General features: G+C 60.9%; 20 protein-coding genes. 10 read left to right on the top strand and 10 right to left on the bottom strand.

Annotated features, from left to right (window positions below):
• The first annotated feature begins 358 nt into the window (after positions 1-358).
• Both glnE and HUW35_RS03810 read left to right on the top strand, forming a co-directional pair.
• Positions 359-3,232 (top strand): bifunctional [glutamate--ammonia ligase]-adenylyl-L-tyrosine phosphorylase/[glutamate--ammonia-ligase] adenylyltransferase, encoded by a 2,874-nt coding sequence (gene glnE / locus HUW35_RS03815; protein ID WP_255463468.1) that lies wholly within the window; start codon positions 359-361, stop codon positions 3,230-3,232.
• Between the two features lie 187 nt (positions 3,233-3,419).
• Positions 3,420-4,376: a branched-chain amino acid transaminase gene (locus tag HUW35_RS03810; protein ID WP_181254314.1), complete on the top strand. Its 957-nt coding sequence runs from the start codon at positions 3,420-3,422 to the stop codon at positions 4,374-4,376.
• A 666-nt stretch (positions 4,377-5,042) separates the two neighbouring features.
• Here the strand turns inward: HUW35_RS03810 and HUW35_RS18965 are convergent.
• Positions 5,043-5,087 (bottom strand): hypothetical protein, encoded by a 45-nt coding sequence (locus HUW35_RS18965; RefSeq protein WP_181255517.1) that lies wholly within the window; start codon positions 5,085-5,087, stop codon positions 5,043-5,045.
• A 491-nt stretch (positions 5,088-5,578) separates the two neighbouring features.
• On the bottom strand, positions 5,579-6,925 hold the full coding sequence (locus tag HUW35_RS03800) for a UDP-glucose/GDP-mannose dehydrogenase family protein (protein ID WP_181254313.1): 1,347 nt from the start codon (positions 6,923-6,925) through the stop codon (positions 5,579-5,581).
• Positions 6,926-7,153: 228 nt separating this feature from the next.
• Between HUW35_RS03800 and HUW35_RS03795 the strand changes: the two genes are divergently transcribed.
• Positions 7,154-8,068: an ELM1/GtrOC1 family putative glycosyltransferase gene (locus HUW35_RS03795; RefSeq protein WP_181254312.1), complete on the top strand. Its 915-nt coding sequence runs from the start codon at positions 7,154-7,156 to the stop codon at positions 8,066-8,068.
• The gene (locus tag HUW35_RS03790) at positions 8,065-9,132 is read left to right on the top strand and encodes a glycosyltransferase family 4 protein (RefSeq protein WP_181254311.1); all 1,068 of its coding nucleotides are present in this window, start codon (positions 8,065-8,067) and stop codon (positions 9,130-9,132) included. The genes HUW35_RS03795 and HUW35_RS03790 overlap by 4 nt, the downstream gene beginning before the upstream one ends.
• Here HUW35_RS03790 and HUW35_RS03785 read toward each other — a convergent pair.
• From HUW35_RS03785 to HUW35_RS03770, 4 genes are all read right to left on the bottom strand, one after another.
• Positions 9,074-10,087 (bottom strand): ELM1/GtrOC1 family putative glycosyltransferase, encoded by a 1,014-nt coding sequence (locus HUW35_RS03785; protein WP_181254310.1) that lies wholly within the window; start codon positions 10,085-10,087, stop codon positions 9,074-9,076. The genes HUW35_RS03790 and HUW35_RS03785 overlap by 59 nt on opposite strands.
• A gap of 54 nt (positions 10,088-10,141) precedes the next feature.
• Complete coding sequence (locus HUW35_RS03780; protein WP_181254309.1) at positions 10,142-10,990, bottom strand: hypothetical protein; 849 nt, start codon at positions 10,988-10,990, stop codon at positions 10,142-10,144.
• A gap of 49 nt (positions 10,991-11,039) precedes the next feature.
• The gene (locus HUW35_RS03775; RefSeq protein WP_181254308.1) at positions 11,040-12,308 is read right to left on the bottom strand and encodes an O-antigen ligase; all 1,269 of its coding nucleotides are present in this window, start codon (positions 12,306-12,308) and stop codon (positions 11,040-11,042) included.
• Positions 12,309-12,413: 105 nt separating this feature from the next.
• A complete protein-coding gene (locus HUW35_RS03770) occupies positions 12,414-13,529 on the bottom strand; it encodes a glycosyltransferase family 4 protein (protein ID WP_181254307.1) in 1,116 nt (371 codons plus the stop codon).
• A gap of 203 nt (positions 13,530-13,732) precedes the next feature.
• Here HUW35_RS03770 and waaA point away from each other — a divergent pair, with 203 nt between their 5' ends.
• Positions 13,733-15,073, top strand: coding sequence for a lipid IV(A) 3-deoxy-D-manno-octulosonic acid transferase (gene waaA, locus HUW35_RS03765; RefSeq protein ID WP_181254306.1), 1,341 nt, complete (start codon positions 13,733-13,735; stop codon positions 15,071-15,073).
• A 109-nt stretch (positions 15,074-15,182) separates the two neighbouring features.
• Here the strand turns inward: waaA and HUW35_RS03760 are convergent, their stop codons facing one another.
• Together HUW35_RS03760 and HUW35_RS03755 are read right to left on the bottom strand one after the other, a co-directional pair.
• Positions 15,183-16,082 carry a glycosyltransferase family A protein gene (locus HUW35_RS03760; RefSeq protein ID WP_181254305.1) on the bottom strand — a complete coding sequence of 300 codons (900 nt, stop codon included), beginning with the start codon at positions 16,080-16,082 and terminating at the stop codon, positions 15,183-15,185.
• A gap of 52 nt (positions 16,083-16,134) precedes the next feature.
• The gene (locus tag HUW35_RS03755; protein ID WP_181254304.1) at positions 16,135-16,983 is read right to left on the bottom strand and encodes a glycosyltransferase family 2 protein; all 849 of its coding nucleotides are present in this window, start codon (positions 16,981-16,983) and stop codon (positions 16,135-16,137) included.
• A 322-nt stretch (positions 16,984-17,305) separates the two neighbouring features.
• On the opposite strand from HUW35_RS03755, the gene HUW35_RS03750 reads away from it, so the two are divergent.
• Together HUW35_RS03750 and HUW35_RS03745 are read left to right on the top strand one after the other, a co-directional pair.
• The gene (locus tag HUW35_RS03750; RefSeq protein ID WP_181254303.1) at positions 17,306-18,205 is read left to right on the top strand and encodes a glycosyltransferase family A protein; all 900 of its coding nucleotides are present in this window, start codon (positions 17,306-17,308) and stop codon (positions 18,203-18,205) included.
• 124 nt (positions 18,206-18,329) lie between these two features.
• Positions 18,330-19,076, top strand: coding sequence for a 3-deoxy-D-manno-octulosonic acid kinase (locus HUW35_RS03745; RefSeq protein WP_181254302.1), 747 nt, complete (start codon positions 18,330-18,332; stop codon positions 19,074-19,076).
• On the opposite strand, the gene HUW35_RS03740 is transcribed toward HUW35_RS03745, so the two are convergent.
• Both HUW35_RS03740 and HUW35_RS03735 read right to left on the bottom strand, forming a co-directional pair.
• Positions 19,061-20,089, bottom strand: a complete 1,029-nt coding sequence (locus tag HUW35_RS03740; RefSeq protein ID WP_181254301.1) for an NAD-dependent epimerase — start codon at positions 20,087-20,089, stop codon at positions 19,061-19,063. The genes HUW35_RS03745 and HUW35_RS03740 overlap by 16 nt on opposite strands.
• A gap of 166 nt (positions 20,090-20,255) precedes the next feature.
• Positions 20,256-21,764 (bottom strand): TolC family outer membrane protein, encoded by a 1,509-nt coding sequence (locus HUW35_RS03735; protein WP_181254300.1) that lies wholly within the window; start codon positions 21,762-21,764, stop codon positions 20,256-20,258.
• A gap of 470 nt (positions 21,765-22,234) precedes the next feature.
• Here HUW35_RS03735 and HUW35_RS03730 point away from each other — a divergent pair, with 470 nt between their 5' ends.
• Genes HUW35_RS03730 through HUW35_RS03720 form a run of 3 tightly spaced genes read left to right on the top strand, consistent with a single transcriptional unit; the run spans position 22,235 to position 25,973 of the window.
• Positions 22,235-22,948, top strand: a complete 714-nt coding sequence (locus HUW35_RS03730) for a paraquat-inducible protein A (RefSeq protein WP_255463466.1) — start codon at positions 22,235-22,237, stop codon at positions 22,946-22,948.
• A complete protein-coding gene (locus HUW35_RS03725) occupies positions 22,945-23,616 on the top strand; it encodes a paraquat-inducible protein A (RefSeq protein ID WP_255463465.1) in 672 nt (223 codons plus the stop codon). Before HUW35_RS03730 ends, HUW35_RS03725 begins: the two co-directional genes overlap by 4 nt.
• The gene (locus tag HUW35_RS03720) at positions 23,613-25,973 is read left to right on the top strand and encodes a PqiB family protein (RefSeq protein ID WP_181254299.1); all 2,361 of its coding nucleotides are present in this window, start codon (positions 23,613-23,615) and stop codon (positions 25,971-25,973) included. Before HUW35_RS03725 ends, HUW35_RS03720 begins: the two co-directional genes overlap by 4 nt.
• Positions 25,974-25,984: the final 11 nt, after the last annotated feature.

Genomic DNA, 25,984 nt, shown 5'->3' with positions numbered 1-25,984 from the left:
CGCCTTCGCGCGAAGTGATGTGGTGTTTATTCGAGTTTGATTACGGTGGTGGACGCGAGATGGGCAGGTAAATGGGGACGCGTCGCATGGCGCGGCGACAGGGTGTCGCGGCCTGGGGGTGTTCTAATGCCTGGGTGTAATCAGTCGAAATAGTCATGCTCGTAAAACGGGACTGCCCGCAATAAAAACAAGGTTCAGACGAAAGATCGTTGTTGGTGATCGACGGTTAGATAGGGCCGGGCTGGGAAAGTTCAAGGCTGTACCGGTTTGCTGGTGAGGAATCCGGTGACGGCCGGTGTACACTTTGGCTTTGCGGTCCTTAAATTGGATGTCGACAGGTATTGAGATGGAGTCGCCAATGTCATTGATGGAATTCTGCCCGCCACAACATCAGGTGCTGTTCACCCAGCGCTGGAAGGATTGGTGTGCTACTGCGGGGGACGAGCAGGTGGCGGCGGTGGCGTCTCTGTTGGATGGCGATGGGGGTAAAGAGAAGGGCCTGGCGCTGGTACGCGCATTTGTGGGTTCGGACTTCTTTGTGCAGCAGTGCAGTCGCCATCCCGAGTGGCTCGCGAGCTTTGTGGGGCAGGACGATTGTGGCCTGGTTGCCCCGGACTTGTCCGACATCGAATCGGAAGAGCAGCTGGAGAAGGCGCTGCGTGTGCTGCGTAACCGGGTCAATACGGAAGTCATCTGGCGGGACTTTGCCGGCCAATGGGACATCCCCACTGCCTGTGCGCGGCTGACCGAACTGGCGGAGGTTTGCATTCAATCGGCGCTGGATTGGCACCGGGCAAAAATGGTGGAGCGTCACGGCGAACCGCGCAGCCGCGCGGGGGATATCCAGCCGATGGTGGTGCTGGGGATGGGCAAGCTGGGGGCGCGGGAGCTGAATCTGTCTTCCGACATCGATCTGATTTTTGCCTATCCGGAGCCTGGCCAGAGCGACGGCGAGAAGCCGCTTGAAAACCAGGCCTGGTTCCAGCGCCTGGGGCAGCGCCTGATCAAGTCTCTGGATGTGGTAACCGCTGACGGGTTTGTATTCCGTGTGGATATGCGCCTGCGTCCTTACGGTGACAGCGGACCGCTGGTGAGTCACTACGCGGCGCTGGAAGATTACTATCAGACCCAGGGGCGCGAGTGGGAGCGCTACGCCATGATCAAGGCGCGCCCGGTGGCCGCCTCTGGCGAAGGGGCAGCAGAGGCATCGGAAGAATTGATGGAGCTGCTGCGGCCATTTACCTATCGCCGCTATATCGATTTCAGTGTGATTGACGCGCTCAGGGAAATGAAGACCCTGATCCAGCGCCAGGTGCGCGCACGCGGACTGATCGACAATATCAAGCTGGGCCGCGGCGGTATCCGCGAGGTGGAATTTATCGCCCAGGCGTTCCAGCTGATCCGCGGCGGGCGCGAGCCGGATCTGCGGGTGCGCAATATTCTGAAAGTGCTGCCGCTGCTGGAGCAGGGTGGCCATTTGCCCGAGGGTGCGGCACAGGAGTTGCGCGATGCCTACCTGCTGCTGCGCCGGGTGGAGCACGGTTTGCAGGCGGAGAAAGACCAGCAAACCCAGACACTGCCGCCGGAGCCTGAGCGGCGCGAACAGCTGGCGTTTGCCCTGGGATACGAGGACTGGGCGACCCTGGAAAGCGTACTGGTTGAAGCGCGCGCGGCGATTGAGCGCGAGTTCGACGAGGTGATCGCACCGCCAGAGGAGAGCGGTGAAATTACCGCTTCGGACAAGTGGGAAATGCTGTGGATTGGTTGCGAGCGCAGCGACGACCGCGACAGCTGGCTGGAGCAATTGCACGAGGCGGGATTCCAGCCCGCTGCAACAGCGCTGGAGGCCATTGCCAACCTGCACAGCGACCGTATTGTGTCCGCGCTGCCGGCGTCCGGGCGCCAGCGCCTGGACCAGACCATGCCATTGCTGCTGGCGGCGGCCTCGGAGGTCAGTCAGCCTTTGCTGGCGCTGGAGCGGGTGCTGCCCCTGCTGCGCTCCATCCTGCGCCGCAGCGCCTACCTGGTGCTGATCAACGAAAACCCGCCGGTGTTGAATCAGCTGCTGCGCCTGTGCAGTGCCTCCCCCTGGATTGCCGATCTGCTCGCCCGCCATCCGATCTTGCTGGATGAAATGCTCGACCAGCGCCGCCTGCTGCAGCCATCTACTGCCGGGGATATCGCCGACGATTTGCGCCAGCATATGTTGCGCGTAGATGAGGACGATCTGGAGGCGCAGATGGAAGCCCTGCGTCATTTCAAGCAGGGGCAGAGCCTGCGCATTGCGGCACAGGAAGTGACCGGTGCGCTGCCGCTGATGAAGGTGAGCGATTCACTGACCTGGCTGGCGGAAGCGATTCTGCAGCAGTCGCTGATGCTGGCGTGGCAGCAGGTCACGGAAAAACACGGTGCGCCGAAAGGAGCCAGTGCCGAAGATATGCGTTTCTGCATTGTCGCCTACGGCAAACTCGGCGGCCTGGAGCTGGGGCACGGCTCGGACCTGGATATTGTGTTCGTGCACGACGCCGAGCCCCAGCAGTACACCGATGGCGACAGATCCATCGACAACCTCAGTTTTTACACGCGCCTGGCCCAACGCCTGATCCATATCCTGCAGACCCGCACCTTGAGTGGCCCGCTGTATGAAGTGGATACGCGCCTGCGCCCGTCGGGCAATTCCGGTCTGTTAGTGACGTCGCTGGCGGCGTTTGAAAAATACCAGCGTGAGAGCGCCTGGACCTGGGAGCACCAGGCGCTGGTGCGCACGCGACCCGTTGCGGGTAGCGCGCGCCTCGGATTGGCGTTTGAAAACCTGCGTACAAAGCTTTTATGTGAGACGCGGGACGAACAGAAATTGCGTAAAGAGGTGGTGGAAATGCGCAATAAGATGCGTGCACACCTCGATAAGAGCAATGATCAACAATTCGATCTCAAGCACGGTCCGGGTGGTATTGTCGATATCGAATTTATGGTTCAATATGCGGCATTGGCCTGGGCGCAGGGCGCCCCTTCAATCGTGCGATATACCGATAATATCCGCATCCTTGAAAGCCTCTCTGAGGCGGGCCTGATGCCGGCCCACCAAGCCGCGCATTTGATCGACGCCTACAAAGCCTACCGATCAGAAGGTCATCGCCTGGCATTACAACAGCAGCCGGGGGTTGTATCCGGTGACCAATTCGAAGCGGAAAGAAAGACCGTTGAAACAACTTGGCAGCAGATACTTGGCTGATTTCCCGAATGGGGGAAGTTCGTGCCTCGCGGTTCCCGCTGCCCAATTAAACTGTTTTTCACCTGGCTCTGTGCTGTAGGAGCCAGCCTGCTGGCGAACTGATTCGATCTTCCTTCCAAGGGCTCGACTTACATCCCCAGGCCTGAACTCCTACAGAGTGCGTAATAGAATTTTGTAGGAGATCCCCATGTCTTTTGCCGATCGAGACGGCGTTATCTGGTTTGACGGTGAACTGGTTCCCTGGCGCGATGCCCGGGTACACGTACTCACCCACACCCTGCACTACGGAATGGGCGTTTTCGAAGGCGTGCGCGCCTATGAAACCGCCGATGGTGGCACCAGCATTTTCCGGCTGAATGAGCACACTCGTCGCCTGTTCCGTTCCGCCAAGATCATGAACATGCCCATGCCCTTTGATGAGGAGCAGCTCAACGAAGCCCAGCGCCTGGTGGTGCGTGAAAACGGCCTGCGGGAAGCCTACCTGCGTCCGATGGTGTTTTACGGATCCGAGGGGATGGGACTGCGCGCCGACTCCCTGCAGACCCACGTGATCATCGCCGCCTGGGAGTGGCCGAGCTACATGACCCCGGAAGCCCGCGAGCTGGGCATCAAGGTGAATACCTCGTCCTATACCCGCCACCATGTGAACATCGCCATGTGCAAGGCGAAGGCCAACGGCAACTACATCAACTCCATGCTGGCGCTGCAGGAGGCCATCCGCAACGGCTGTGAAGAAGCACTGCTTCTGGATCCGGAAGGCTATGTAGCGGAAGGCAGCGGTGAGAACTTCTTCCTGGTGAGCGACGGCGTCATCTACACCCCGGAGCTGACCTCGTGCCTCGATGGCATCACCCGCGCCTCGGTGATCCAGCTGGCCGATGAGTGCGGTTACAAGGTGAAGGAAAAGCGCATTACCCGCGATGAAGTCTATATCGCCGACGAAGCCTTCTTCACCGGTACCGCCGCCGAAGTCCTGCCGATTCGTATGCTGGACGGGCGCACCATCGGCTGCGGCCGCCGCGGTCCAATCACCAAGCGTCTGCAGCAGCTGTACTTTGATGCAGTGCAGGGCAAAAGCCAGGCGCATATGGGTTGGCTCAGCGACGTGCATGAAACCTGCGAGCCGGTTGCGGCATCCGCCTGATTTATTCTGGTTGCGTAAATTGTGGGAAAAGGCGGGCACCGAAAGGTGCCCGCCTTTTTTTTGCATGAATTTTGTGCGCAAGTGTTGAGTACCGGCTTCTAGAGTGCGCGAGGCCTATCCCTTAGAATAGTTGTTAGTCGTTACAGGTTACGCAGGCGACACCAGTAGACGTGACAGGAATCATTCAATGTTTTCTTATCTGAAAAAGCGACTACAGAAACACGATGCAGTGAATAACCGCAAACTGGAATCCATACTGAGAAAGCAACTGCTGCAGCAGCAGGCGCTTGACGCTGGGCTGTCGGGAATTGGCAATGACAAGGAGCACAACATTGTTGTCTCCCTAACGTCCTTTGACGCGCGCATCGAGAATGTGGTGTACACGATCGAGAGCCTCTTTCAGCAGTGGGTGAAGGCCGATGCCGTGGTCCTTTGGTTATCAAAAGGACAGTTCCGGGATGGGCAGCTGCCGGAGAGTCTGGTGCGTCAGCAGCAGCGTGGCCTGCAGGTTTTGTATGTGGAAGACCTCGGCCCCTACACCAAATACTTTTACGCCTTTGATCAGTTTCCAGACAGTTTGATCATTACTGTGGACGACGACACCCTTTATCCGCCGGATATGATCGACCAACTATATCGCGCCTGGTTGTGTCACCCCGACTGGATTCACTGCCATCGGGCACACCTGATGCGGCTGGATCCTCGCGGCAAGCTAGCGCCTTACGGCGACTGGGACTCCGACTGGAAGTGGCGCGACTTTGGCGGTGAGACCTCGCCCCTGGTCTTCCCTACCGGGGTTGGCGGGGTGTTGTATTTTCCCGGATCGCTGCACCCGGATGCGTTTGATAAAGAAAAATTCCTCAAGCTGTGTCCCAAGGCGGACGATGTCTGGCTGAAGGCCATGAGCCTGCTGCAGGGCACACCCTGCGCACGCCTGCCAGATTCACGGGACTGGTCAGATCGGTTTTTTACCGTAGGCGGCACTCAGGAGTTGGCGCTGCGCAAGGAAAACCTGCGCAGCCGCGGCGGCAATGACTGCAAGATCCGGAATGTATTCGACTACTACGATCTGTACAAATTGCTGCGTTGAAATTCTTGGTTCAGAAAAGTTTGTCAGTGTCTTGAGGTGGGATGAGAAGACGCTGATACCCGGCAGCGGACCGCTACCGGGCGACATTTGAAAACGATACCCGTAAAACTGTTTACTGATTGCTCGCAGCCACCTGAGGGCGTCCCACACAGTAGTACTCGAATCCAGCCTCGGCCATGTCCAGGGGGTGATAAAGGTTGCGACCGTCAAACACCACCGGCTCCGACAGGCTGCCGCGCACTGTGTGGTAATCCAGGGATTTGAACTGTTGCCACTCGGTGGCAATGATCAGTGCATCGGCGCCGGCCAGTGCGCTGTCGCGGGTGCCGCATAGTTGCAGGTCATCGCGGTTGCCGTAAATACGCTCGGATTCGTGCATCGCTTCCGGGTCGAATGCGCGCACCTTGGCCCCCATTTCCCACAGGTTCTCCATCAACACCCGGCTCGGGGCCTCACGCATATCGTCGGTATTGGGCTTGAATGCCAGCCCCCACAGGGCGAAAGTCTTGCCGGACAGGTCGCTGCCGTAACGCTGAATGATTTTTTCCAGCAGGTAGTGTTTCTGGCTGTGGTTGCGCTCTTCCACTGCATTCAGGATCTTAGGCTCCAGCCCCAGCTGCGCGGCCGTAGTCTTGAGTGCCTGTACGTCTTTCGGAAAGCAGGAGCCGCCGTAGCCGATACCGGGATAGATAAAGTGATAGCCGATACGCGGATCGGAACCGATCCCCTGGCGTACGGATTCGATATCCGCACCCACGCGGTCGGCAATGGTCGCCATTTCGTTCATAAAGCTGATCTTGGTGGCGAGCATGCAGTTGGCCGCATATTTGGCGAGCTCCGCGCTGCGCACATCCATCACGATAACCTTGTCGTGATTGCGGTTAAACGGTGCATACAGCTGACGCATTTTTTGCTCGGAGGCATCTTCGGAGGTGCCGATGATGATGCGGTCCGGCTTCATGCAGTCCGCCACCGCGGAGCCTTCCTTGAGGAATTCCGGATTGGAGATGACATCGAACTCAAGGTTCAGTGCGTCGCGTCCCTGCAGCGTGCGGGTTATTTCCTCGCGTACCTTGTCTGCGGTCCCCACGGGTACGGTGGACTTGTTGATGATGTATTTTTTGTCCTGCATGTGCTCGGCGATGGTGCGCGCTACGGTCAGTACGTAGCGCAGATCCGCGGAGCCATCTTCATCCGGCGGCGTGCCGACGGCGATGAAAATCAGCTCGCCGTGTGCGACGCCCTCGGCGGCGCTGGTAGAGAAGGTCAGGTTGCCGGATTCATTGTTACGCTTTACCAGCGGCTCCAGGCCCGGCTCGAAAATCGGGATGTGGCCCTGCTTGAGGCGCTCGATCTTGTTTTCATCGATATCGATACAGGCGACCCGGTGGCCGGCTTCCGCCAATACTGCGGCCTGTACCAGGCCGACATAGCCGGTGCCAAATACGGTGACATTCATGCTTGCTGGAATCCTTATTGTCCGATTTGAGCGGGGCAGCCCCAGTCTCGCGCGACCGGCAGGGCCACGCGTTCATCAAAATAGTAGGCGCAGGAGTTTACCTTCAATCCGTCTGTGTCGCCACGCGGGCAAACCAGCTGGCGTGCAAATTCTGTACCGCGCGGGTATCGTATGCCGTCATTCTGAGCGGGCAGCTGCCCACCGCGTAGATCCTGTGGAGGAAACCGGTTGATCATTGTCTGGCGATTCCTGGATGGCAATCGCGCCCACGAAAAGCAGAGCGCTGCGCTGGTGGCGGGCCTTGAGGCGAACCTGGGCGCCGGCGCGGTCCAAACCCGGAATATCGATTGCACGCACCTGCGCTTCTGGCGCCCCGCGGACCTCACGCGGGCGCTGGATACCGCCGGTGTAGTTGCTGGTGAAGCACCGCAATTGCTGATTGGTGCCGGCCACCGCTGCCACCTGCCCATGCTGTCGGCGCGCCGTCGCTTTGGCGGGCGCACGGTGGTGCTGATGCGCCCCTCCCTGCCGCTGCACTGGTTCGATTTTGCGCTGATCCCGGAGCACGATCGCCCGGCGCCCCTGCCCAACGTGCTGGTTACCCGCGGTGCGCTGACGGTCCCCCTGGCCGATGCCCAGCCCATTGCCGGGCGCGGGCTTATTCTGCTGGGTGGCCCGAGCAAGCACTTTGCCTGGGACAACGCCGCACTTGGCCGGGATATCGACGCGCTGGCAACGACCCCGGTGCAATGGACCCTGGCGGACAGTCGGCGCACGCCGGAGTTTGCCCTGGAACAACTGGCCAGGCCCGGATTCGATATCTGCTCCTGGAGTGATTGTGAAGCGGGCTGGCTCGAGTCTCAGATCGCCAGCTGTGAGCAGATCTGGGTGACCCGCGACAGTATCTCGATGGTATTTGAGGCCCTGCAGGGGCGTGCCCAGGTGGGGATTCTGGACCTGCCCTCGCGACGTCCGCGCAACAAGGTGCGCGCTGCGGTGCAGCGCCTGGTCGACGAAGGTGTGGTCACCGATGATCTCGCGGATGCCGCGCATGCCGGCGAGGGGGTGCGGGAGCCCTGGGCGCAGCATCAAATGGCCGCACGAGCGCTGTTGCGTCGCTGTAATATTGAGGTGTGCCGATGAATAGCCTTTCCGCGGAGACAACTTCTCCGGTAAAGATCTGTCACTTGTTTATGAGTCGTGAATTTGGCGGCCTGGAAAAGCACGTGGTCGAGCTCAGCGGCTGGCAGGCGGCGCATACGGGAGCCCAGGTATTTGTCATCGCGCACCCGCGCTACCGCAAGCACTTTACCGATAATGTCAGCTTTATTCCGGTCAATACGGATCTCAGCCGCCGCAATCCCTTGCTGTATCTCTCCCTGCTGCGGGCTTGCCGCCAGTACGATTTCGACCTGATGCACGGCCACGGCGGCAAGGCGGCAGCAGTACAGAAATGGCTGCACCGGTTCACTCGCTGCGCGCCCGTGATTACCCGGCACAACATCGTGCACCCCAAGGATTCTCTGGCAGCGGGATTTCCACAGCGGATCGCGGTCAGCCGCAAGGCAGTAGCGGTATCCGCCCTCGATTGGACGATTATTCCCAACGGCACGCACCCACCGCAGTCCGGTCAGCCGCGCCCGCAAGCCATGGAGGCGGATAAGCGCGCAGTACTGGCGGTGGCCAGGCTGGTGCCGGCCAAGGGCATAGACCTGCTGTTGCAGGCCTGGGCCTCCGTTGCGCCTGCGGGGGCGATTCTGTATCTGGTCGGGGATGGACCGGACCGCGGCGCGCTGGAGGCGCAGGCAACGGCGCTGGGCGTCGATGACAGTGTGCGATTTATCGGCTTCTCCACCGAGGTGAGTCGCTGGATGCAGGCAGCGGAATTTATGGTGGTGTCCTCGCACAAGGAGGGGGCGCCCTATACGGTGGTAGAGGCGTTGTTGTGCGGTTGTCCGGTGATCTCTACCGATGTAGGCAGCAATGCGGAATTGCTGCCATCGGCCTATGTCGCAGGTGAAACGTCGGCTGAGGCCATCGCGACGTTGCTGGACCGGGCCCTGGCGGACCCGGTGGCGCTGCGCGATGCATTTGAACCGGTTTTCCAGTACGCCACGGAACATCTCAATGTGGCGGCGATGGCGCGCGCTACCTGGGCGGTTTATCGGCAGGCGCTGGGGCGAGAGTTGCCCCTAGCGCGGGGATAAGCTCTGCCAGCTGGTCGATAGCGCGGCGGCGGGCACTGGCCACTCTGCGGTCGACTTCCGCACCGTGCTGCGGTTGCCAGTGGTGGTTTTCCAGTTTGCGGGTCTCTGCCCGCTGCAGAAAACCCAGTTGTTCGAATTTGGCAATCGCCTGGCAGTATCTTGCTGGAGGCAGCGCATTGGCCGGCCGCAGGCTCAGCACCGGGCGTGCCAGATTCATCGACTCACACAACATACTCATACTGTCTTCGGTGCAGGCGATACTTTCTGCAGTCGGCAACAGGTCGGAGAGCGCCTGCGCGGAACCTGGCCAGCACCAGGCTTCTACCAGATCCGCGTCCAGCTGCTCCTCACACAGATCGCGCAAGTATGCGGGACTGCGTCGCGAGCCGGCCACGATCCAGCGGACTCCGAGCGCACGCGCCTGCACATTGGCCCAGCGTAAAATGTCTTTCCAGTCCTGTTGCCGGTACTCGTAGCCACTGCCGTTACCACCAAGTAGCAGCGCCCGGGTTCCCGGGTTAGGCGCCTTGGCACTTACCCTGGCCGGGGCGATATCCACCACCACATTGTTGCGCTCGAATCCGGCGCTGGGTTCCAGGGTCAGCAGCGCGGACACGGTGCCGGCGGAAAGTTTTCTTGGGGAGCCGATAAAGATATTCGGCACACCTTGCGAATGCGCGAGGGCGGCACTGGCGAAGCTGGTGTTGCCACCGGCGGAGAGGATCAGGTCGGTGGCAGCGGGCGTGGGAGAAAATCGGTAACAGTGCAGCACGGCGCGGGCGAGCCACGAGTGGCGGGAAAGCCTGTTGCAGGCGGCGGCTAGCAGGGGGCGCAGCCATTTTGCCCGCAGCCGGCACTGGTAGACGTCCACTTCCAGCGCAATCCCCTCGGCACGCAGCCAGTCGAGCAGGCCGTGGGCCTGGTTGACGTGGCCGGGAATACCGTCACTCAACACGCAGACTTTCATAGTATGCCGATGTGCAACAGTGCAGTGGCGGGCTCGCGCATATCAGTCGTAAAAAGGTTCCGAGGGATTGGCGTAGTAGATCTGCATCAGACTGCGTCGTTCAGACTCGCCGTGAATTTCAGGGCGACCGTGCCAGCTGTGTTTACCCACCACAAAGGCATAGGCGCTGTTGGGTACAAACGGAAAGCGTTTGACCTCGCGGAAGCCGCTCTTTTTCCCCAGCCCGAGCTTCCTGAATTCATATTGCAGCCGCCCGATGATGCCGCGCTCGTACAGGCTGGTACCCATGGACTCCTGGCTGCGGTCCGCGGGCAGGTACACCTGCATGGTGACGATCTTGCGTGCCACATCCCGGTGCGGGGAAATCTGGTATCCACTGTGATCGCAGAAGTAGCCGGTCTTGGGGTGTGCCTCAATATCTGGCACTGCGCTGGTGGTTACCTTGAAGCGGGATGCGAGATCAGTGCCCAAACACTCAAACAGGGCCTGCTTGACCTCTGGAGCCTGCATACCCTCGGTGATACCGCGCCACAGGGTTTGCGCTTCGCCTTGGAGCCGCTCCAGGTTGCCCGGATTGAACGGGAATACCTGTCGCGTACTGCTGCCGTCGCTGCGCATGGCCTCCTTGTGATTCAGGCCCTTGCAGTACTCCGCCGGTGGTGGGCAGGCGAGGATGCGCTGGTAGACGCTGTCCGGGAAGAAGTTTTCCAGGTACAGGTGGGAAAAGGGTTGGTCCTGAGCCACAGTTTCGCGCAGGCGGCTTACTAGGTGATCCCGCACAGCCAGTGCGATATCCGCAGTAGCGCCCGCGGCGGCAGTATTGTCAGCGCTCGCTTTTGCTGAAGTTTCAACAGGCGCTTCGACGACGTCAGTTTCTGGACTTGTTTGCATAACGTTTCCCTGTCTCGTTGTTCTTGTCTGTTTGTGAATAGGGGAGGGATCAGCGGACCTGTGACTGGCGGCCATCGCCAGTGGACAGCCTGGAGCGGGACACAACCAGGGCGACGGTCATCCATGTTAGCACCATCATTTCTGAGCTGAACAGTTCGCGGTGGGTGTTTACCGGGAACCAGGCGCAGGCCAGGATCAGCAGTGGTACCAGCGGTCGCTGGTGTTCTGCCAGACGTTGGTAGTCTGCCCGCCAGATCAGGCGGAAGAACACGATTGCTGCGGCCATAAACAGCAGGCTGCCGACAATGCCGGAGCCGGCGAGTATCTCCAGTACCACCTGGTGGGTGTAGGGTTGCTCGAGGTTGGTACCGGCCCAGCTCTCTGGCAGGTGGAGCATATAGTTACCCGCCCCGGTGCCGAACCACAGGTGGTCGGTAAACTGTGTCCACGCCTGGGCCCACAACTGCGCGCGCACCGGGATGACCGCACTCAGGCCCTCCACATCAAAACTTTGCGGAATGGTGGCGGCAATGCGCTTGCTGACCTGGGGATCGCTGACCAGCCACCAGCCGGCCACCGCAATGCCCGCGGGTACCAGGCACAGCAGCCAAGGGGAGGCGAGCAGTTTGCCGCGGTTCAGGTACAGCCACACCGCGGAGATCAGGATAAAGCTGACCCAGCCCGCGCGGGTGTTACCGAATATGGTGATCGCCAGGCACAGCAGGTAGATCACGCTCTGCAAGGGCAGGCTCCACTGGCGCACGGGGGGCGCGAACAGCACCCAGGCGCACAGCATGGAAATGTAAAAGCCGAACTTGTCCGGATGGCTGAAGTAGCCTCCCAGCCGCTCCGTGCGGGGCACGCCGAACAGGTCGAAGCCCATCATCGCCTGGAACAGACCGTCGATGATCCAGAAGCCGATGATCGCAAACAGGCACATCTGGATCTTGCGCCAGATGGCGTCATCCCGGGCCCATATCAGTACCGGCATACCCGCGAGTAGCAGGAACAGCTGAAATCCGGCCAGCTCGAGGGGCTTGCCCGGGTGTTCGCTGAACGTCGCCGACAGCGCCAGCGCCGCCGCAGCCAGCAGGTTCATGGTGCACCAGCTCTGCGCGCCCGGTGCCCACCAGCGCTGGCGATCGCGCACCAGCAGCACGATCGAGGTGATCGCCAGAACCAGCACCGAAAGCTGGAAGGTGCGCGACCAGGGCAGTACCCAGACAAAGCTGCTCAGCAGCAGCGCGATGGCGACATGCCGGTCCAGGAATCGGGCGGCGAGGGATTGTTCAGCGGGGGCAGGGGAAACGGTAGACATACAGCTATTTCTTCCGCGCGGCGGCTCTTCTTCGAATTTGCCGGCCATTGTACGTGGCTGGCACAGAGGGGGCCATAGATCGCGTCTCGCTTTGCCAGTGGGCGCTTACTTGCCGGGTGGTGTCTGGCACAGTGACCGGTACAGGGAAAGGGTGCGTCTCACCATGGTATCGAGGGTGAATTCCGGGGCGAGGATGGGGCGCGCGTCGCTGTCGAGCAGGGTGTTGGTGGTTTCCAGCAACTCTTCGGCAGAGCCGGGTGCCACCAGTCCCTGGGGAAAGCAGGCGCGCAGGGATTCCGCGGGGCCGCCGATATCGTAGCCGATCACCGGGGTGCCCATGGCTGCGGACTCGATCACGGTTCGTCCAAAGGGCTCTACGCGTTGGGACAGGTTGTATACCAGGGCGGACTCACCGTACCAGTAGGGCATGTCGTTGCGACTGCCGGTAAAGGTCACGCAGTCGGCGATACCCAGCTCCCGCGCCCGCTGTTGCAGTTCCTCGGCGTAGTGCTCCTTGTTGGGCTCGGCACCACCGACGATGACACCCTGCACGTCGCTGCGCAGGTCCTTGAGGTTGGCCATCATCTCGAGAAAAGCGTGCTGTCCCTTCCAGCGGGTGAGGCGGCCCGGTAGCAGCAGCCAACGCTTGTTTCTGAGCGCCGGGAATTCGGATTCGACCTGCTGGCGCCAGTCGGCGGGCGGAGTGATTCCCGGGTTGAACTCACTGGTATCTACGCCGCGGTAGATCAGCTCCGGCGGCTGTTGCAGGTAACGCGCATAATTTTGTGTGAGGTAATCGCGCACGCATTCGCTGATGGCGATTACGCGCTCACTGCGCGCCATGATAGCGCTGTAGCGATTGATGGAGTAAAGCCCGTGTGCCGTGCTTACCAGTCGCGGGCGTGTTTCCCGCGGAAGCCTCCGCCACGCCAGGTACGTTAGCCAGGCGGGAACCCGGGAGCGCACGTGCAGTATGTCCGGGTGCAGTTCGCGGATTTTAGTGCGCAGGGGCGCGACCTGGAGCAGGCTGGAAAGCGACTTTTTATGTACCGGCAGGGTGATATGCCGACTGCCCTCGGCTTCCAGTTGCGTCACCAGGCGTCCGCCACTGGAGATAACAATAGATTCGTGCCCGGCCTTCACCAGCCCCCGGGCGACATCCAATGTGCCGCGCTCGACGCCGCCGTAGTTCAGGGCCGGTAGCAGTTGCACGATTTTCATGAGCGGTGGTTCACAGTGGTTGGTGTTGCGGGTCACAAGAAGCGAAGCCGGAGTCCTGTCCGCGGAAATGCGTGGGCAAGTGCGGTGGATTCCGGTTAAATGGGCAGCTTGAAGTTAGGGTAGAATGCTACCAAACAGCGGGGGTATTTCCACGGAATTTGTCGTGATCCCCCGAGAGATCAACCTGTACCAGTTTTTATTTGATGCGCCACCTTTACACCTGGTTTTTTCGCCTTTCCCTTCCGTTGATGCTGCTGCATCTCTGGTGGCGCGGTCGGGCGGATCCTGCCTACCGCAAGCGCTGGAGTGAGCGGTTCGGGCTGGTGCCCTCGCGACCCGGTGCGCGGCGACGCTGGCGCGAGCGCTTCGGCATGGTGCCGGACCGCGCGAGCCGGGCGCCACTGATCTGGATTCACTCGGTGTCCGTGGGTGAGACACTGGCAGCGGTGCCACTGATCGAGGCCCTGGCTGCACGTCATTCCAAATGGCAGTGGCTGGTCACCACCACAACCCCCACCGGTTCCCAACGGGTACACAACGCACTGGAACCCATTCTCAACGGGCGTCTACTGCACTACTACCTGCCGTTCGACCTGCCCGAATGCCTGACCCCGTTCCTGGACGCACTGCGCCCCAACATCCTGGTGAGCATGGAAACGGAGCTGTGGCCCAACCTGTTGTCTATCTGCGGCAAACGCGAGATTCCCACGATACTGGTCAACGGGCGCCTGAGTGCCAAATCCGCTCACGGCTACGGCAAGTTCTCGCGGCTGAGCCGGGAGATGCTAAGCCACCTGTCGCGGGTTGTGGCGCAGTACCCGGCGGATGCCGAGCGATTCATGGAGCTGGGGGTACCTGCAGAGCGGGTGTCGGTAGTGGGCAATATCAAGTTCGACCTGCACATCGATTCCGGGCAGATCAGTGACGCGCAGGCCCTGTCGCACCAGTGGCAAGGCGCGGGCAAAAGACCGGTGTGGCTGGCGGCGAGTACCCACGCGGGTGAAGATGAAGTGGTATTGCAGGCGTATAACGCGTTGCGTGCGGAATTTCCCGACCTGCTACTGGTGCTGGTGCCGCGTCACCCGGTGCGCTTTGACAGCGTTGCACGGCTGTGCCGTGAGCAGGGACTGCGCATAGTGCGCCGCAGTGACGGTGTGGCGCCCGCGGTCAACGATCAGGTGTTGCTGGGGGATACCATGGGCGAGCTGCTGCGTTTTTACGGCGCCAGTGATGTGGCCTTTGTCGGCGGCAGTCTCGTTGATGTTGGCGGCCACAACATGATCGAGCCCGCGGCCTGGGGCGTTCCGGTGGTATGTGGCCCCCATCTGCACAACTTCAGCACCGTCTCCAGCCTGATGCAGGAGTCGGGCGGGTTAGTGGTCGTAAAGGATGCCGAGCAGATGGCGCAACAGGTGGGTGCCTGGCTGCGCGATGATCAGAGCCGCCAGCAAGCCGGAGCCAGTGCGCGGGAAGTGGCCGCGCAGAACAGTGGTGCGCTGGCGCGGACCGTGGAGGAAGTCGAGTCGCTGATGCGGGTGTTCTGATTTGCGAAGATAAAGTCTGCAGTGACTATTAAAGAAGACATTAAAAAAGCCGGTCGTGTAAGCGACCGGCTTTTTTATGCTTCTCGTTTAATCCTTTCGGGCGACCGGCTCAGTGTTTGTCGGTCGCCTTGCGCACGCTGCTGCGGATCTGGGTATTAAGCTTGCTGCCGGTGTAGCGGCCCTTGCTCACATGGCGGATGCGGTACACCCCGGGAATGTCGAGCGGTTCACCCTGGGTACCCAGCAGCCAGCGGAAGGCGCGATCTTCGTGCGCTTTGCACCAGCTGTCGGCGGGTTTCTGGTAATAGGTCAGGCTGTCGCAGTAGCCGCCGGCACGGGCGATGTCGCCGTGGGCGATCTGCAGTGGGCCGGTGGCACGGTCGCGGGTCTGTTCCACAAAGCGGCTGTCGTCGATATCGATGACGCGCAGTTCCGCCGGATCGAAATTCAGCATTGGATCGTCGTCTGCCAGCAGCGAGGTAATGCGCTCGCGGGACGGGAACACCAGGCTGTCCTGACGCCCCTGCAGCAACTCGGCCAGCTGGTCGATGCAGTGCTCGCGGAACATCAGGTCGCAATCGGTAAACCAGATCCAGTCTGCCTTGGTGGCGAGCGCGGCCTCATTGCGGCCGATAGCCCGCCGGTACAGGGACTCTTTGGGCAGCTCGCGCCAGTTCCAGGTCACGCCCGGCACTTGCTGTTTGCCGAAGAAGTCGAGTACCGCGGCGGTGCGGGTATCTTCGCCGTTGTAGTACACGGTCATGGTTACCGTGGCCCTGGTCGGCGGGTAAAGAGCCAGGGAGCTCAGCTGGTAAATCAGGAAATGCGAGTACTGCCAGCAGTGGCTGACAATTTCGATATCCAGAATACCGGTGCGCGCGGCGCGCTCGCTCCTGCTCGGCAGCGGCTTCTGGAACAGGGAAGCGGGTACCAAGCCGCTGGCTGCCAGGCGCAGAAAGCGGCTGACTAGCGGGTCTGACCAGTGTTTTTTCGGAGTGGTTGTGTCCATGATATAGCTCTTCTGCCGGGGCATCGGGATTCGGTGTGGTTTCGCTGCCGTTTTATTGCGGGGGCTGCTCGGGGGTATAGCCGCTTTCGGTCAACTGGCGGATACCCTGGGGCGTCTCCACAATGCCCTCTTTGGCCACCCGCAGGCGCAGGGCCTTGTTGCGCGCGACAATTTCCGGGTCGGCGTAGCCGCGGGGATGGTCCAGGTGGATGCAGATTGCATCAAAGCGCACATGGCGCGGCTTGATGCCGGCATTTTCCAGGCGCACACCAAATTCCCGGTCCAGGCCGCCCCAGGCCATGCGCTCGTCAAAACCATTGACCTTCAGGATGTCCTCCCGCCAGGCCGAGGCATTGGAGCCCTTCAGGTTGCAGGCGGTGGGCGTGAGGCGGTTAAGCAGTGGCGCCCAGCGTTCGCTGGCGCGAAGTTTCAGCGTCTTGCGGCGGGCTTTCAGGCCGTTGGCCCTAAGCCACGCGTAATCGAAGCAGCGTCCGGACTCGATATCGTCCCGGGTGATTGCCTCGCTGGTGCTCATGGGCAGTTTGAAGTAGCTGCCGGAAAGGAAGTAACCGGGTTCCGCGCGACGTTTGTGTACGGCGAGGAAATCCCCGCGTGGGATGCAGTCGCCATCGGTGAACACGATATAGTCCCCGCGCGCCTGCAGAATCGCCTTGTTGAGGATACGGCATTTGCGGAAACCGTCGTCTTTCTGCCACACATGGCGGATGTCGAGTCCGGTTTCTTCGCGCAGTCGCGCCACCAGTTCGGCGGTTTCCGGGCCGGAGCCGTCGTCTGCCACGATCACTTCCAGCGGCGGTTCGCTCTGGCAGCTGTACCCCCACAGAACCTTTTCCAGCCAGACCGGAGAGTTGTAGGTTGTCATGATCACGGAGATTTTCATGGCGGCTAATTCCAGTGCAATCAAACGGTGTCAGAATGTATGGCCCGGGCGCTCTCGGCCCGGTTGACTGGTTAGTCTGGCAGTATAGGCTTTGCCGGAGCGGTCACAGCCGGTAATCGCAAAACACTGGCCATACTGATCTGGAGCATGGGTTGAGCCAAGTCCGTGGCACAAAAACGGCGCATTCTAGGGTGTTTCGCCGGCAACTGCACCCGACGTATGTCGCAATTCGCGTTCAGGACGGTATCTCGGAGCGGTCTGCAGGTCATCGGCACGGGGCGAGTTCTGGTATGCTGCGCGAAATTTCTACGGACACCTAGAAGTGCACATCTTTGTTTTTTCTTATAATCGCGGCCCTTTCCTGGAGAACTGTATCCGCTCCATCGAGGCCTGCGCACCGCAATGCGGCCTGACGGTCATTGACGATGGCAGTGATGACCCGGATACCCGCCGGATTCTGGCGGAGATCGGGCAGCGTCACCGGGTTGTGGATAAAACCGCGGAGTCCGGCCACAAGCTCGGGGGCCTCTACGCCAACATGCAGGCGGCTTACGAGATGGCGGCAGATGACGAGCTGATCTGCTTCCTGCAGGACGACACCCAGATGGTGCGTCCATTGAGTGACGGGGATCTGGACGAGCTGCGAGAGAGTTTTGCCGCTCAGCCGGATCTGGGATTCATCTCCCCGGCTTTTGTGCGCGGGATTTCCCTGAAAAGAAAGGCGGACCGGGATTTCCGCTTTGATGAGGCGCGCAGTTTCTGGTTCTGGTATCCGCGCAAGCGCTCCACTGGTACCTGGTTTTCTGCATTGTTGATCGCCGACCCGCGCCGACTGCGCGAGGTGAACTGGCAGTTTGAGGTGGGAGAGTCGGTCAACAACCGCAAGGCGGCCAAGCTCTTCTGTCGTATGGCGCGCATGCGCGCACCTTTTTCCATGTGGTTGCCCAACGGGCGCGCCTACCGCGGCAAACAGAAATCGCTGGCGCTGCGCTTTGGCGAGTGGTCGCGTCGCTGCGGTCTGTATCCGCTGGAGACCATGAGTGAGCAGGAGGTAGCGGCCCTGAAAAATGCCGAGCCGCCGCGCTTGCCGGTGGCGGAAGAGTGTCTCAAGACCACCCGCGGCAGAATCCGCACACCCTGGGCGTACGATCCCATGCAGGGAGCCGGCTGGCTCAAGCTGCTGGACCGTATGGAGCGTAAACTGCGCGGTCTGTTTTCCTGACACAGCTTTGCCGGGCTCTGTGGGGCTGAAGAGCCTGGCAACAGAATGATTAAAACTTACAACAGCTAACTGGCGATGACTGCGCAGGCAATTTTGGCATGACATCGCATTGAGGGTATTTCCGGTGGGGTATCGGCAATTCAGAAACGGACTTGCGAATGTCATCTATGACGAAGACATCGTCGGTGCCGACTGCGAAAAGCTTTTTGACCTGGCGTGGCTGCAGGCCAACAGCCACTGCGCCCAGGTGGAGCGCGGCAAGGCGGTGATGTTTGAGCACGACGGCGTGGAGCTGGTGTACAAGCAGTACCACCGCGGCGGCCTGGCCGGTCGCCTGGTCGAGAAAACCTATCTGTACAGTCGCTTGGAGAACACCCGCGTGTGGCGGGAATTCACTATGTTGCGGGCCATGCGCGCGCTGGGACTACCGGTTCCGCGGCCGGCGGCTGCACGTTGCGTGAGTGTGCCGCCGCTGGTCTACCGCGGTGCATTGATTACCGAGCGGGTCGCAGATTCAAAGAACCTCACCGAGGTGCTCTGCGAGCGCCCTGTGGAAAACGCGGACTGGGAAAAGCTCGGTGAACTGATTGCGCGCTTTCACGCAGAAAACGTGTATCACGCAGATCTCAATGCCAGCAATATTCTGCTGACAGGCAGCGGCGATTTTTATCTGATCGACTTCGACAAGGGGGTCATCCGTGATTCCCTGTCCCCGCAGGATGCGGAATCCAATGTGTCGCGCCTGCGCCGCTCCCTCGACAAGTTGCAGGGCAAGCACTCCCCGTTCCATTTCTCCGATGACAACTGGCGCGCGCTTACCAGCGCCTATGCCAGTGCCCGCAACAAGATCCGGGATTACACCGAGAAGTAATCCCGGTACCACTCAACAAACTTCTGCACCCCTTCGCGCACCCCGGTATCCGGACGGTAGCCGGTGGCCTGCTGCAATTTGCGCGTGTCCGCGTGGGTATCCGGGATATCCCCCGCCTGCATTGGCAGCAGCTCGCGAATCGCTTTCTTGCCGAGCGCCTCTTCCAATGCATCGATATAGTCGGAAAGCTGCGCCGGGTTGCCGTTACCGATATTGAATATACGAAAGGGCGCATTGCTAGTTGAAGGCATCGGTTCCGCTGCGCTCCATTCCGGGTCGGCGGTGGCGATCTGGTCGCTGGACTTGATCACCCCTTCGACGATGTCGTCGATATAGGTGAAGTCGCGGCTGTGGTGACCGTGGTTGAACACCGGGATCGGCTTGCCCTCGAGGATCAGGCGGGTGAACTTGAACAGCGCCATATCCGGACGCCCCCAGGGGCCGTATACGGTAAAAAAGCGCAGTCCGGTTGTGGGCAAGCGGAACAGATGGCTGTAGCTGTGGGCCATAAGCTCATTGGCGCGCTTGGTGGCGGCGTAGAACTGCAGCGGATGGTCCACCCCGTGATCCTCACTGAACGGCATGGTGGTATTGCCACCGTAGACACTGCTGGTGCTGGCGTAGGTGAGATGCGGGGTTTCCGCGTGGCGGCAGGTTTCCAGCAGGTTGGAGAAACCCACCAGATTGCTCTCCACGTAGGATTCCGGGTGCTCGATGGAGTGGCGCACGCCGGCCTGCGCGGCGAGATGGATCACCCGGTCAAATTTATGGCGTTCGAACAGGGCGTCGAGGGCGGGTTTGTCGGCGATGTTTGCGCGTACAAATTCGTATTCAACGGCATCGCCCTGCTGGTGGGCGAGCTTGTCCAGTTCCCGCAGGCGGGCCTCTTTGAGGCTGGTTTCGTAATAGTCGTTGACATTGTCCACGCCCACCACGGAGTCGCCACGTGCCATCAGGGTCTTCGCCACGTGGAAGCCGATAAAGCCCGCGTTGCCGGTAATCAGGTACTTCATGGGAATGTCCACACCGTAATTGGTTCTTGCAAGGGACTGCTGCCGTTATTACCCGATAGAGTGCTCCCGGGAGGTGTTCCCGGTCGGGTACCGCAATTGTAGCCAGTCCATAAAAAAGGCCGGCACTATAGCAGTGCCGGCCTTTGAATGGTGTGCTGGAGGTGGATTATTTGGTGAGTGGTGCTGCGCCACTATCCAGGATATGGGTGCGGGAAACCGGGCTGGCCGGGTTCAGGCGAGCATCCAGCTGCTGCAGATCTTCCGGTGCCAGCAGGCCGGCCACCAGTTTCAGGTTCAGGGTGTTGAGGATGTAGTCGTACAGCGCATTGGCGTAGTCGGTCTTGGCTAGTGCCAGGGTGCGCTGGGCCAGCAGCACATCGACGATATTGCGGGTACCCACCTCGTAGCCGGCCTGGGTAGCATCCAGGGCGCTCTTGGCGGAGATCACTGCCTGTTCGCGGGCTTCCACACGGCTGGTGTCGGTGGTGACCGCGCGGTGCAGGGTGCGGGTGTCCTGAATGGTGTTGCGCTCGGTCAGGTTGCGGATGTCCTCGGACTGAAACGCCAGGTTGCGCGCTTCGCGACGGCTGGCGCTCAGGCGGCCACCGGTGTAGATGGGCATCTCGAAGGTGATCGCGGCAATCTTGGTTTCGGTCTCATCATCGATCGGGGAGCCGGTGGAGAAGGGCTCAAATCCCGGGAAGGTGGTGGTACCGTTTCTGTCACCGTCCCGGTAACCCTTTTCGTAGGCCAGGTTGCCGTACAGGGTGGGCAGGTGCTCGGCCGCCGCGGCGCGCGCATTGTAGCGTGAGGCATCGGCGTTCAGGCGCACGGCCTTGAGGGTGTAATTGTTGGCCAGGGCAAACTCTACCCAGGAGGCGCGGTCCGCGGGGTTCGGTGCAGATACGGTGAAGTTCGGCTGCAGTGGCGCCACTACATCGTGATTCTGGCCGGTAAGTACAGAGAGCGCGTCGAAATTGCTCAGCAGGTCGTCCTGCGCAGTGAGGCGACGGGCCACGGCGCTGTCGTAAGCGGAGCGCGAATCGTACACATCGGTGATCGCGGTCAGTCCCACTTCAAAGCGCTGCTGGGTCTGTTCCAGCTGCTTGGCCAGGGCCTCTTCTTCGGCGAGGGCGGCTTCCAGTACGTCGTGGGCGCGCAGTACGTCGAAGTAGGCAGCCGCTACACGGATCATCATATCCTGCTGGTTGGCGCTGAACTCCGCTGCGGCCTGCTCACTGAGGGTCTTGCCCTGCTTGTAGCCGAACCAGGCGGGAAGGTCGAACAGTGCCTGGGTGAGTCTGGCGCCATAGCCGTGACTGTCGACATCACTGTCGCCGGTGGATCTGCCGGTCACCAGCTGGTTGTTGATGAAGTTCTGGCTGATGGAGTCCGATTCGGTGCGGGTCTTGGTGTAGTCCGCACTGGCATTGATCTGCGGCAGCAGTGAGGAGCGGCCGAGGTTTTTCGCTTCCAGACCCGCGCGATAGGCGGCGCGGTCGGCAGCCAGTTGCGGATCATTATCCAGTGCCTGCAGGTACACTTCCCACAGGGTGTCCGCCTGGGCCTGTACAGCGCCGAGACCGGTACCCAGTCCGACAACGGTGGCTGCGAGCAGAGTTTTGAGTGGGCGGCCAATACGCTGAGCAAGGCGCCCTTTTGCACTTCTTGTCATTACTGTTGATTTCCTGTGACAGCTGCGGTCTTCAAGTTTCCGTGGCATCGTGCGTTAGCAACGCCCACTGTGTTCCTGTAAACCCCGCTTCCTTTTCTGCTTGTGCTTCTGAAAGGATCTGAAGCCAGTCTGTAATGTGCTCTGAAGGCGGCGCTGGCTTGGCCCGGAATGCAGTTGCATCCATTTTCGATACGGAGTTCGGGCCTGCGGTCGCGAGAGTGTACCTCTCGGCCGCATAAGCGTCGAGGCGACGACCAGCGCAATTTGGTATATCTTCGTTAAACTGACGCGAACTTGCGTCCAGTGGCGAAAGGTACCTTTGTGCCGGCCTGCGCGTCACTTCCCACGCCGCTTCCCGGTAACTCTGACGCAGCGGAGGCCGCCTGTGGATGCACCCGATGTGAAAGCACTCCGGTGTGGATGTATCGGCGGCCCACTGACGCAGTGCAGTAAAAGGAAATGGGTAGGGCATGGGGCAAGAATCCCGACAGGACACTCACCGCACGGCGATACCGGCAGGGCCGGAAGGCTCCAGTGCCCGGTGGCAGAGAGCCTGTCACCAGTGCGATCTGCTGCTGACCCGCGCACACGCGCCGGTGGGGCAGCGACTGATCTGTCCGCGCTGTGGCGCCGCCCTGCACCGCAATATGGAACGCAGCGTTGCGCATACCGCCGCGCTGAGTCTTACGGGCCTGCTACTGTTTATCCCCACCGCCACCCTGCCACTGCTTGAGTTTTCCCTGTTTTCCTTCGGCGCGGAGAACACGCTGATGAACGGTGTGCAGTCGCTGTTTGCCGAGGGGTATTACTGGCTCGCCTCGCTGGTGCTGTTCTGCAGCGTACTGGCGCCACTGGGCAAGTTCCTGTTGCTGGCCTTCATCTCCTGGGGCAGCGCCTGGGCCAGCATGGCGAAGCCAGTGGCGCGGGCGCTGCGCTGGTATCACCACCTGCAGGAGTGGGGCATGCTGGATGTCTATATGCTGGGCATTCTGGTGGCACTGGTGAAAATGTCGGACCTGGGCAAAATGTCGGTAGAGCCCGGGCTTTACTGTTTTGTGGCCATGATGGTGGTGTCGAGCGCGGCCACCGTGTCCTTCGATGCGGAAACCGTGTGGGCGCGACTGGCCCGCCGCACCGCTGCTGCGGATAAGAATGCCTCAGCGCAGTCGGAGGGAATGTCGTGAAGCGTCCGGCACGGGCATTGTCTTCGGGATTCTGGACCTGCCTCGGGTGCCGTCAGCTGGTGCGGGCACCGCAGGCGGATTCCTGCCTGTGCCCCCGCTGTGGCGCGCGCATGCATGGACGGGTGGATGGCAGCATCATGCTGACCTGGGCGCTGACCATTACCGGGGCGCTGTTGCTGATCCCGGCCAACATCCTGCCGGTGATGACGGTGATCTATCTGGGCTCGGGAGACCCGAGCACGATCATCGGCGGGGCTATGGAGCTGTATCACGCGGGGCTGTGGGGCATTGCCCTGATCGTGTTTGTGGCCAGTATTGCCGTGCCGGTGATGAAACTGGTGGGCCTGGTGATGCTGTGCCTGATGGTGCAGCGGCGCTGGGATGTATCTCCGCGCCAGGCGATGCGGATTTACCGGGTGGTGAATGCCATCGGCCGCTGGTCTCTGCTGGACCTGTTTATGATCTCGATACTGGTGGCGCTGGTAGACATGGGTGCCATCGCCGAAGTGGCGGCCGGTGCCGGCAGTACTGCGTTTGCCACCGTCGTGGTTGTGACCATGTTCGCAGTGCGCGCATTTGACCCGCGTCTGGTGTGGGATGTATACGAAGAAAAAGTGTCTGCGAAAGAAGCGCACGCACACGAGAAGCTTCACAGGGAGAATGGATGAGCGAACCGCCATTGGAATACGACGCCCAGTCCGAAGGCCTGGCGCGCCGCAGTCGTGGTCTCTCGCTGGTCTGGCTGTTGCCGCTGGTGGCAGCGCTTATCGCTGCCTGGTTGCTGTACAAGGATTTCACCCAAGGGGATATTCGCGCCACAATCCTGTTCTCTACCGGGGACGGCCTGGTAAAGGGCAAGACAGTGGTGAAGTATTCCGGTGTGGAAATCGGGGTGGTGGATGACTTCCGCCTGGTGCCCAATGCGGAAAAGCTTGGCGGCCAGGACGGGGTGCTGGCCGAAGTGTCGTTCAATCGCAGTGCGGCTTACCTGCTTACCGAGGGCAGCAAATTCTGGCTGGTGAAGCCGGAGGTGTCCCTCACCGGTGTGCGTGGCCTCGAGGCACTGGTGTCCGGTAACTATATCGCCGTGGAGCCTGGCAGCGGTGCCGCGCGCAAACATTTTGTCGCAGTGCCGGAGCCGCCCGCCTACGTGCGCGGGGACGGGTTGCGGATTACCCTCAAATCGCCGCGCCTGGCCTCCCTCAACCGCGGCTCACCGGTGTACTACCGCCAGCTGAAAGTGGGGCAGGTGGAGAGCTACCGGCTGGCGGAAGATGCCAATGAGGTGGAAATTGGCCTGTTTATCCGACGGGAATACGCTGACCTGGTGCATCGCGGCAGCCGTTTCTGGAATACCTCCGGCGTCACCATCCAGGGTGGCATCAGTGGCGTCAACGTGGAGCTCGAGTCTCTCGCTTCACTGATTGCCGGTGGTGTCAGTTTCTATACCCCCGAAGCCCAGCGGCATTCCCCGCTCTCGGAAGACGGCCAGGAATTCAAACTCTACAAGAGCTTTGCCGAGGCGGATGCCGGCATCCCGGTGACGCTCAATTTCGACCGGGGTGTGAGCCTCGCGGAGGGATCGACCCAGGTTATCTACCAGGGTATCAAGGTGGGTGAGGTGAATGCCGCCAAGGCCAACCGGAATATCGATGGCATGGAAGTCGAAGTGTTGATGGACCCCATCACCGACGACCTGCTCACCGAAAACACCCGATTCTGGCTGGCGCCGCCGACCCTGGATTTTACTTCCGGCGTGAACGACCTGCTCAAGGGCAATCGCATCGAAGTGGACCTGCGTCCCGGTGAACGCTCGGTTCGAACGTTTGACGCCGCAACTGCACCGCCTGCGCGGGATGCGCGCACGCCTGGATTGCACCTGCGGCTTACCGCCAGGAATACCGGTTCCATACAGCGCGGTGCCTCCGTGTACTACCGCCAGATGGAAGTGGGGCGGGTACAGGGGATGGAGCTGGCGGACGACGGCTCCAGCATCAATGTGTATGTGGTGATCGAGCCGCGCTATGCGCACCTGGTCAACGGTGAGAGCCGCTTTTGGAACGTAAGCGGGGTGCGCGCCAGTGCCAGCCTACAGGGAATCAAGGTGGAGACCGATGCGCTGTTGTCGGTGGTGCGCGGCGGTATTGCTTTTGGCAGCGGCCCTCATCACAGCAAGAATGCCGGGCGCGCGCAGAGCGGTGACAGTTTCCGGCTTTACGGCAGTCGCGACGAGGCGCTGGAAGAAGGAATCAATATCTACATCGACCTCACCGGCGATGAGGGGCTCAAGGAGGGGGCGCCGCTGCGCTATCGCGGCATTCAGGTGGGGGAGATTACCCGCCTGCGTCTGAATTACGAGCTGGATGGTGTGCGCGCCAGGGCGCGCCTCTACCGGCGTGCGGAGCGGTTTGCCCGCACCGGCACCCGCATGTGGGTAGTGGGTCCCAAGATCGGCCTGAGCGGTGTGGATAACCTGGATACCCTAGTGACCGGGCCTTTCCTGGAGCTGGAGCCGGGGCTGGGCAACGAGCCGCAGACCGAATTTGTGGCCCTTCCCGCCAAGCCCGAGCCGGACCTCGCCGATACCATGATGATGCCCGGGCTGGCGCTCATCCTCGACGCGCCGCGGCGCGGATCGCTCAAGCGCGGCAGCCCGGTTTTTTACCGCCAGGTGAAGGTCGGGCAGGTGACCGGTTATCAGCTGGGGGAACTGGCGGACCGGGTTTACATCTATGTTTATATAGAGCCTGAATATCGCACCCTGGTGCGCGAGCACAGCAAATTCTGGAATGCCAGCGGTGTGGATGTGAACTTTGGGGTAATGACCGGGCTCGATGTACACACGGAATCTGCCCAGTCGCTGCTGGCAGGGGGGATCGCTTTCGCCACACCGGAAAATGCCGAGATGGGGCTTGAAGTGGAGTCCGGCAGCCATTATCCACTGTACGGGAAGCCCGAGAAGGAGTGGCTGTTGTGGAGCCCCAAAATCGAGCTGTACCCAGCGTTGGAAGGCAATTTCAAATAGTCCGGCCCGCG

It is taken from the genome of Microbulbifer sp. YPW1 (assembly GCF_013367775.1).
GTDB lineage: Bacteria > Pseudomonadota > Gammaproteobacteria > Pseudomonadales > Cellvibrionaceae > Microbulbifer.
The sequence above is the reverse complement of the archived record's forward strand: the minus strand, read 5'-3'. Positions and strand labels throughout refer to the sequence as shown.

Excerpts from the sequence above, each read along its gene's own strand:
- HUW35_RS03730 (WP_255463466.1), top strand. The coding sequence starts at position 22,235 with ATGGGGCAAGAATCCCGACAGGACACTCACCGCACGGCGATACCGGCA.
- HUW35_RS03780 (WP_181254309.1), bottom strand. The coding sequence starts at position 10,990 with ATGCAAACAAGTCCAGAAACTGACGTCGTCGAAGCGCCTGTTGAAACT.
- HUW35_RS03735 (WP_181254300.1), bottom strand. The coding sequence starts at position 21,764 with ATGACAAGAAGTGCAAAAGGGCGCCTTGCTCAGCGTATTGGCCGCCCA.
- HUW35_RS03760 (WP_181254305.1), bottom strand. The coding sequence starts at position 16,082 with ATGGACACAACCACTCCGAAAAAACACTGGTCAGACCCGCTAGTCAGC.
- waaA (WP_181254306.1), top strand. The coding sequence starts at position 13,733 with ATGCGCCACCTTTACACCTGGTTTTTTCGCCTTTCCCTTCCGTTGATG.
- HUW35_RS03720 (WP_181254299.1), top strand. The coding sequence starts at position 23,613 with ATGAGCGAACCGCCATTGGAATACGACGCCCAGTCCGAAGGCCTGGCG.
- HUW35_RS03775 (WP_181254308.1), bottom strand. The coding sequence starts at position 12,308 with ATGTCTACCGTTTCCCCTGCCCCCGCTGAACAATCCCTCGCCGCCCGA.
- HUW35_RS03770 (WP_181254307.1), bottom strand. The coding sequence starts at position 13,529 with ATGAAAATCGTGCAACTGCTACCGGCCCTGAACTACGGCGGCGTCGAG.
- HUW35_RS03810 (WP_181254314.1), top strand. The coding sequence starts at position 3,420 with ATGTCTTTTGCCGATCGAGACGGCGTTATCTGGTTTGACGGTGAACTG.
- HUW35_RS03740 (WP_181254301.1), bottom strand. The coding sequence starts at position 20,089 with ATGAAGTACCTGATTACCGGCAACGCGGGCTTTATCGGCTTCCACGTG.
- glnE (WP_255463468.1), top strand. The coding sequence starts at position 359 with ATGTCATTGATGGAATTCTGCCCGCCACAACATCAGGTGCTGTTCACC.
- HUW35_RS03755 (WP_181254304.1), bottom strand. The coding sequence starts at position 16,983 with ATGAAAATCTCCGTGATCATGACAACCTACAACTCTCCGGTCTGGCTG.
- HUW35_RS03800 (WP_181254313.1), bottom strand. The coding sequence starts at position 6,925 with ATGAATGTCACCGTATTTGGCACCGGCTATGTCGGCCTGGTACAGGCC.
- HUW35_RS03790 (WP_181254311.1), top strand. The coding sequence starts at position 8,065 with ATGAATAGCCTTTCCGCGGAGACAACTTCTCCGGTAAAGATCTGTCAC.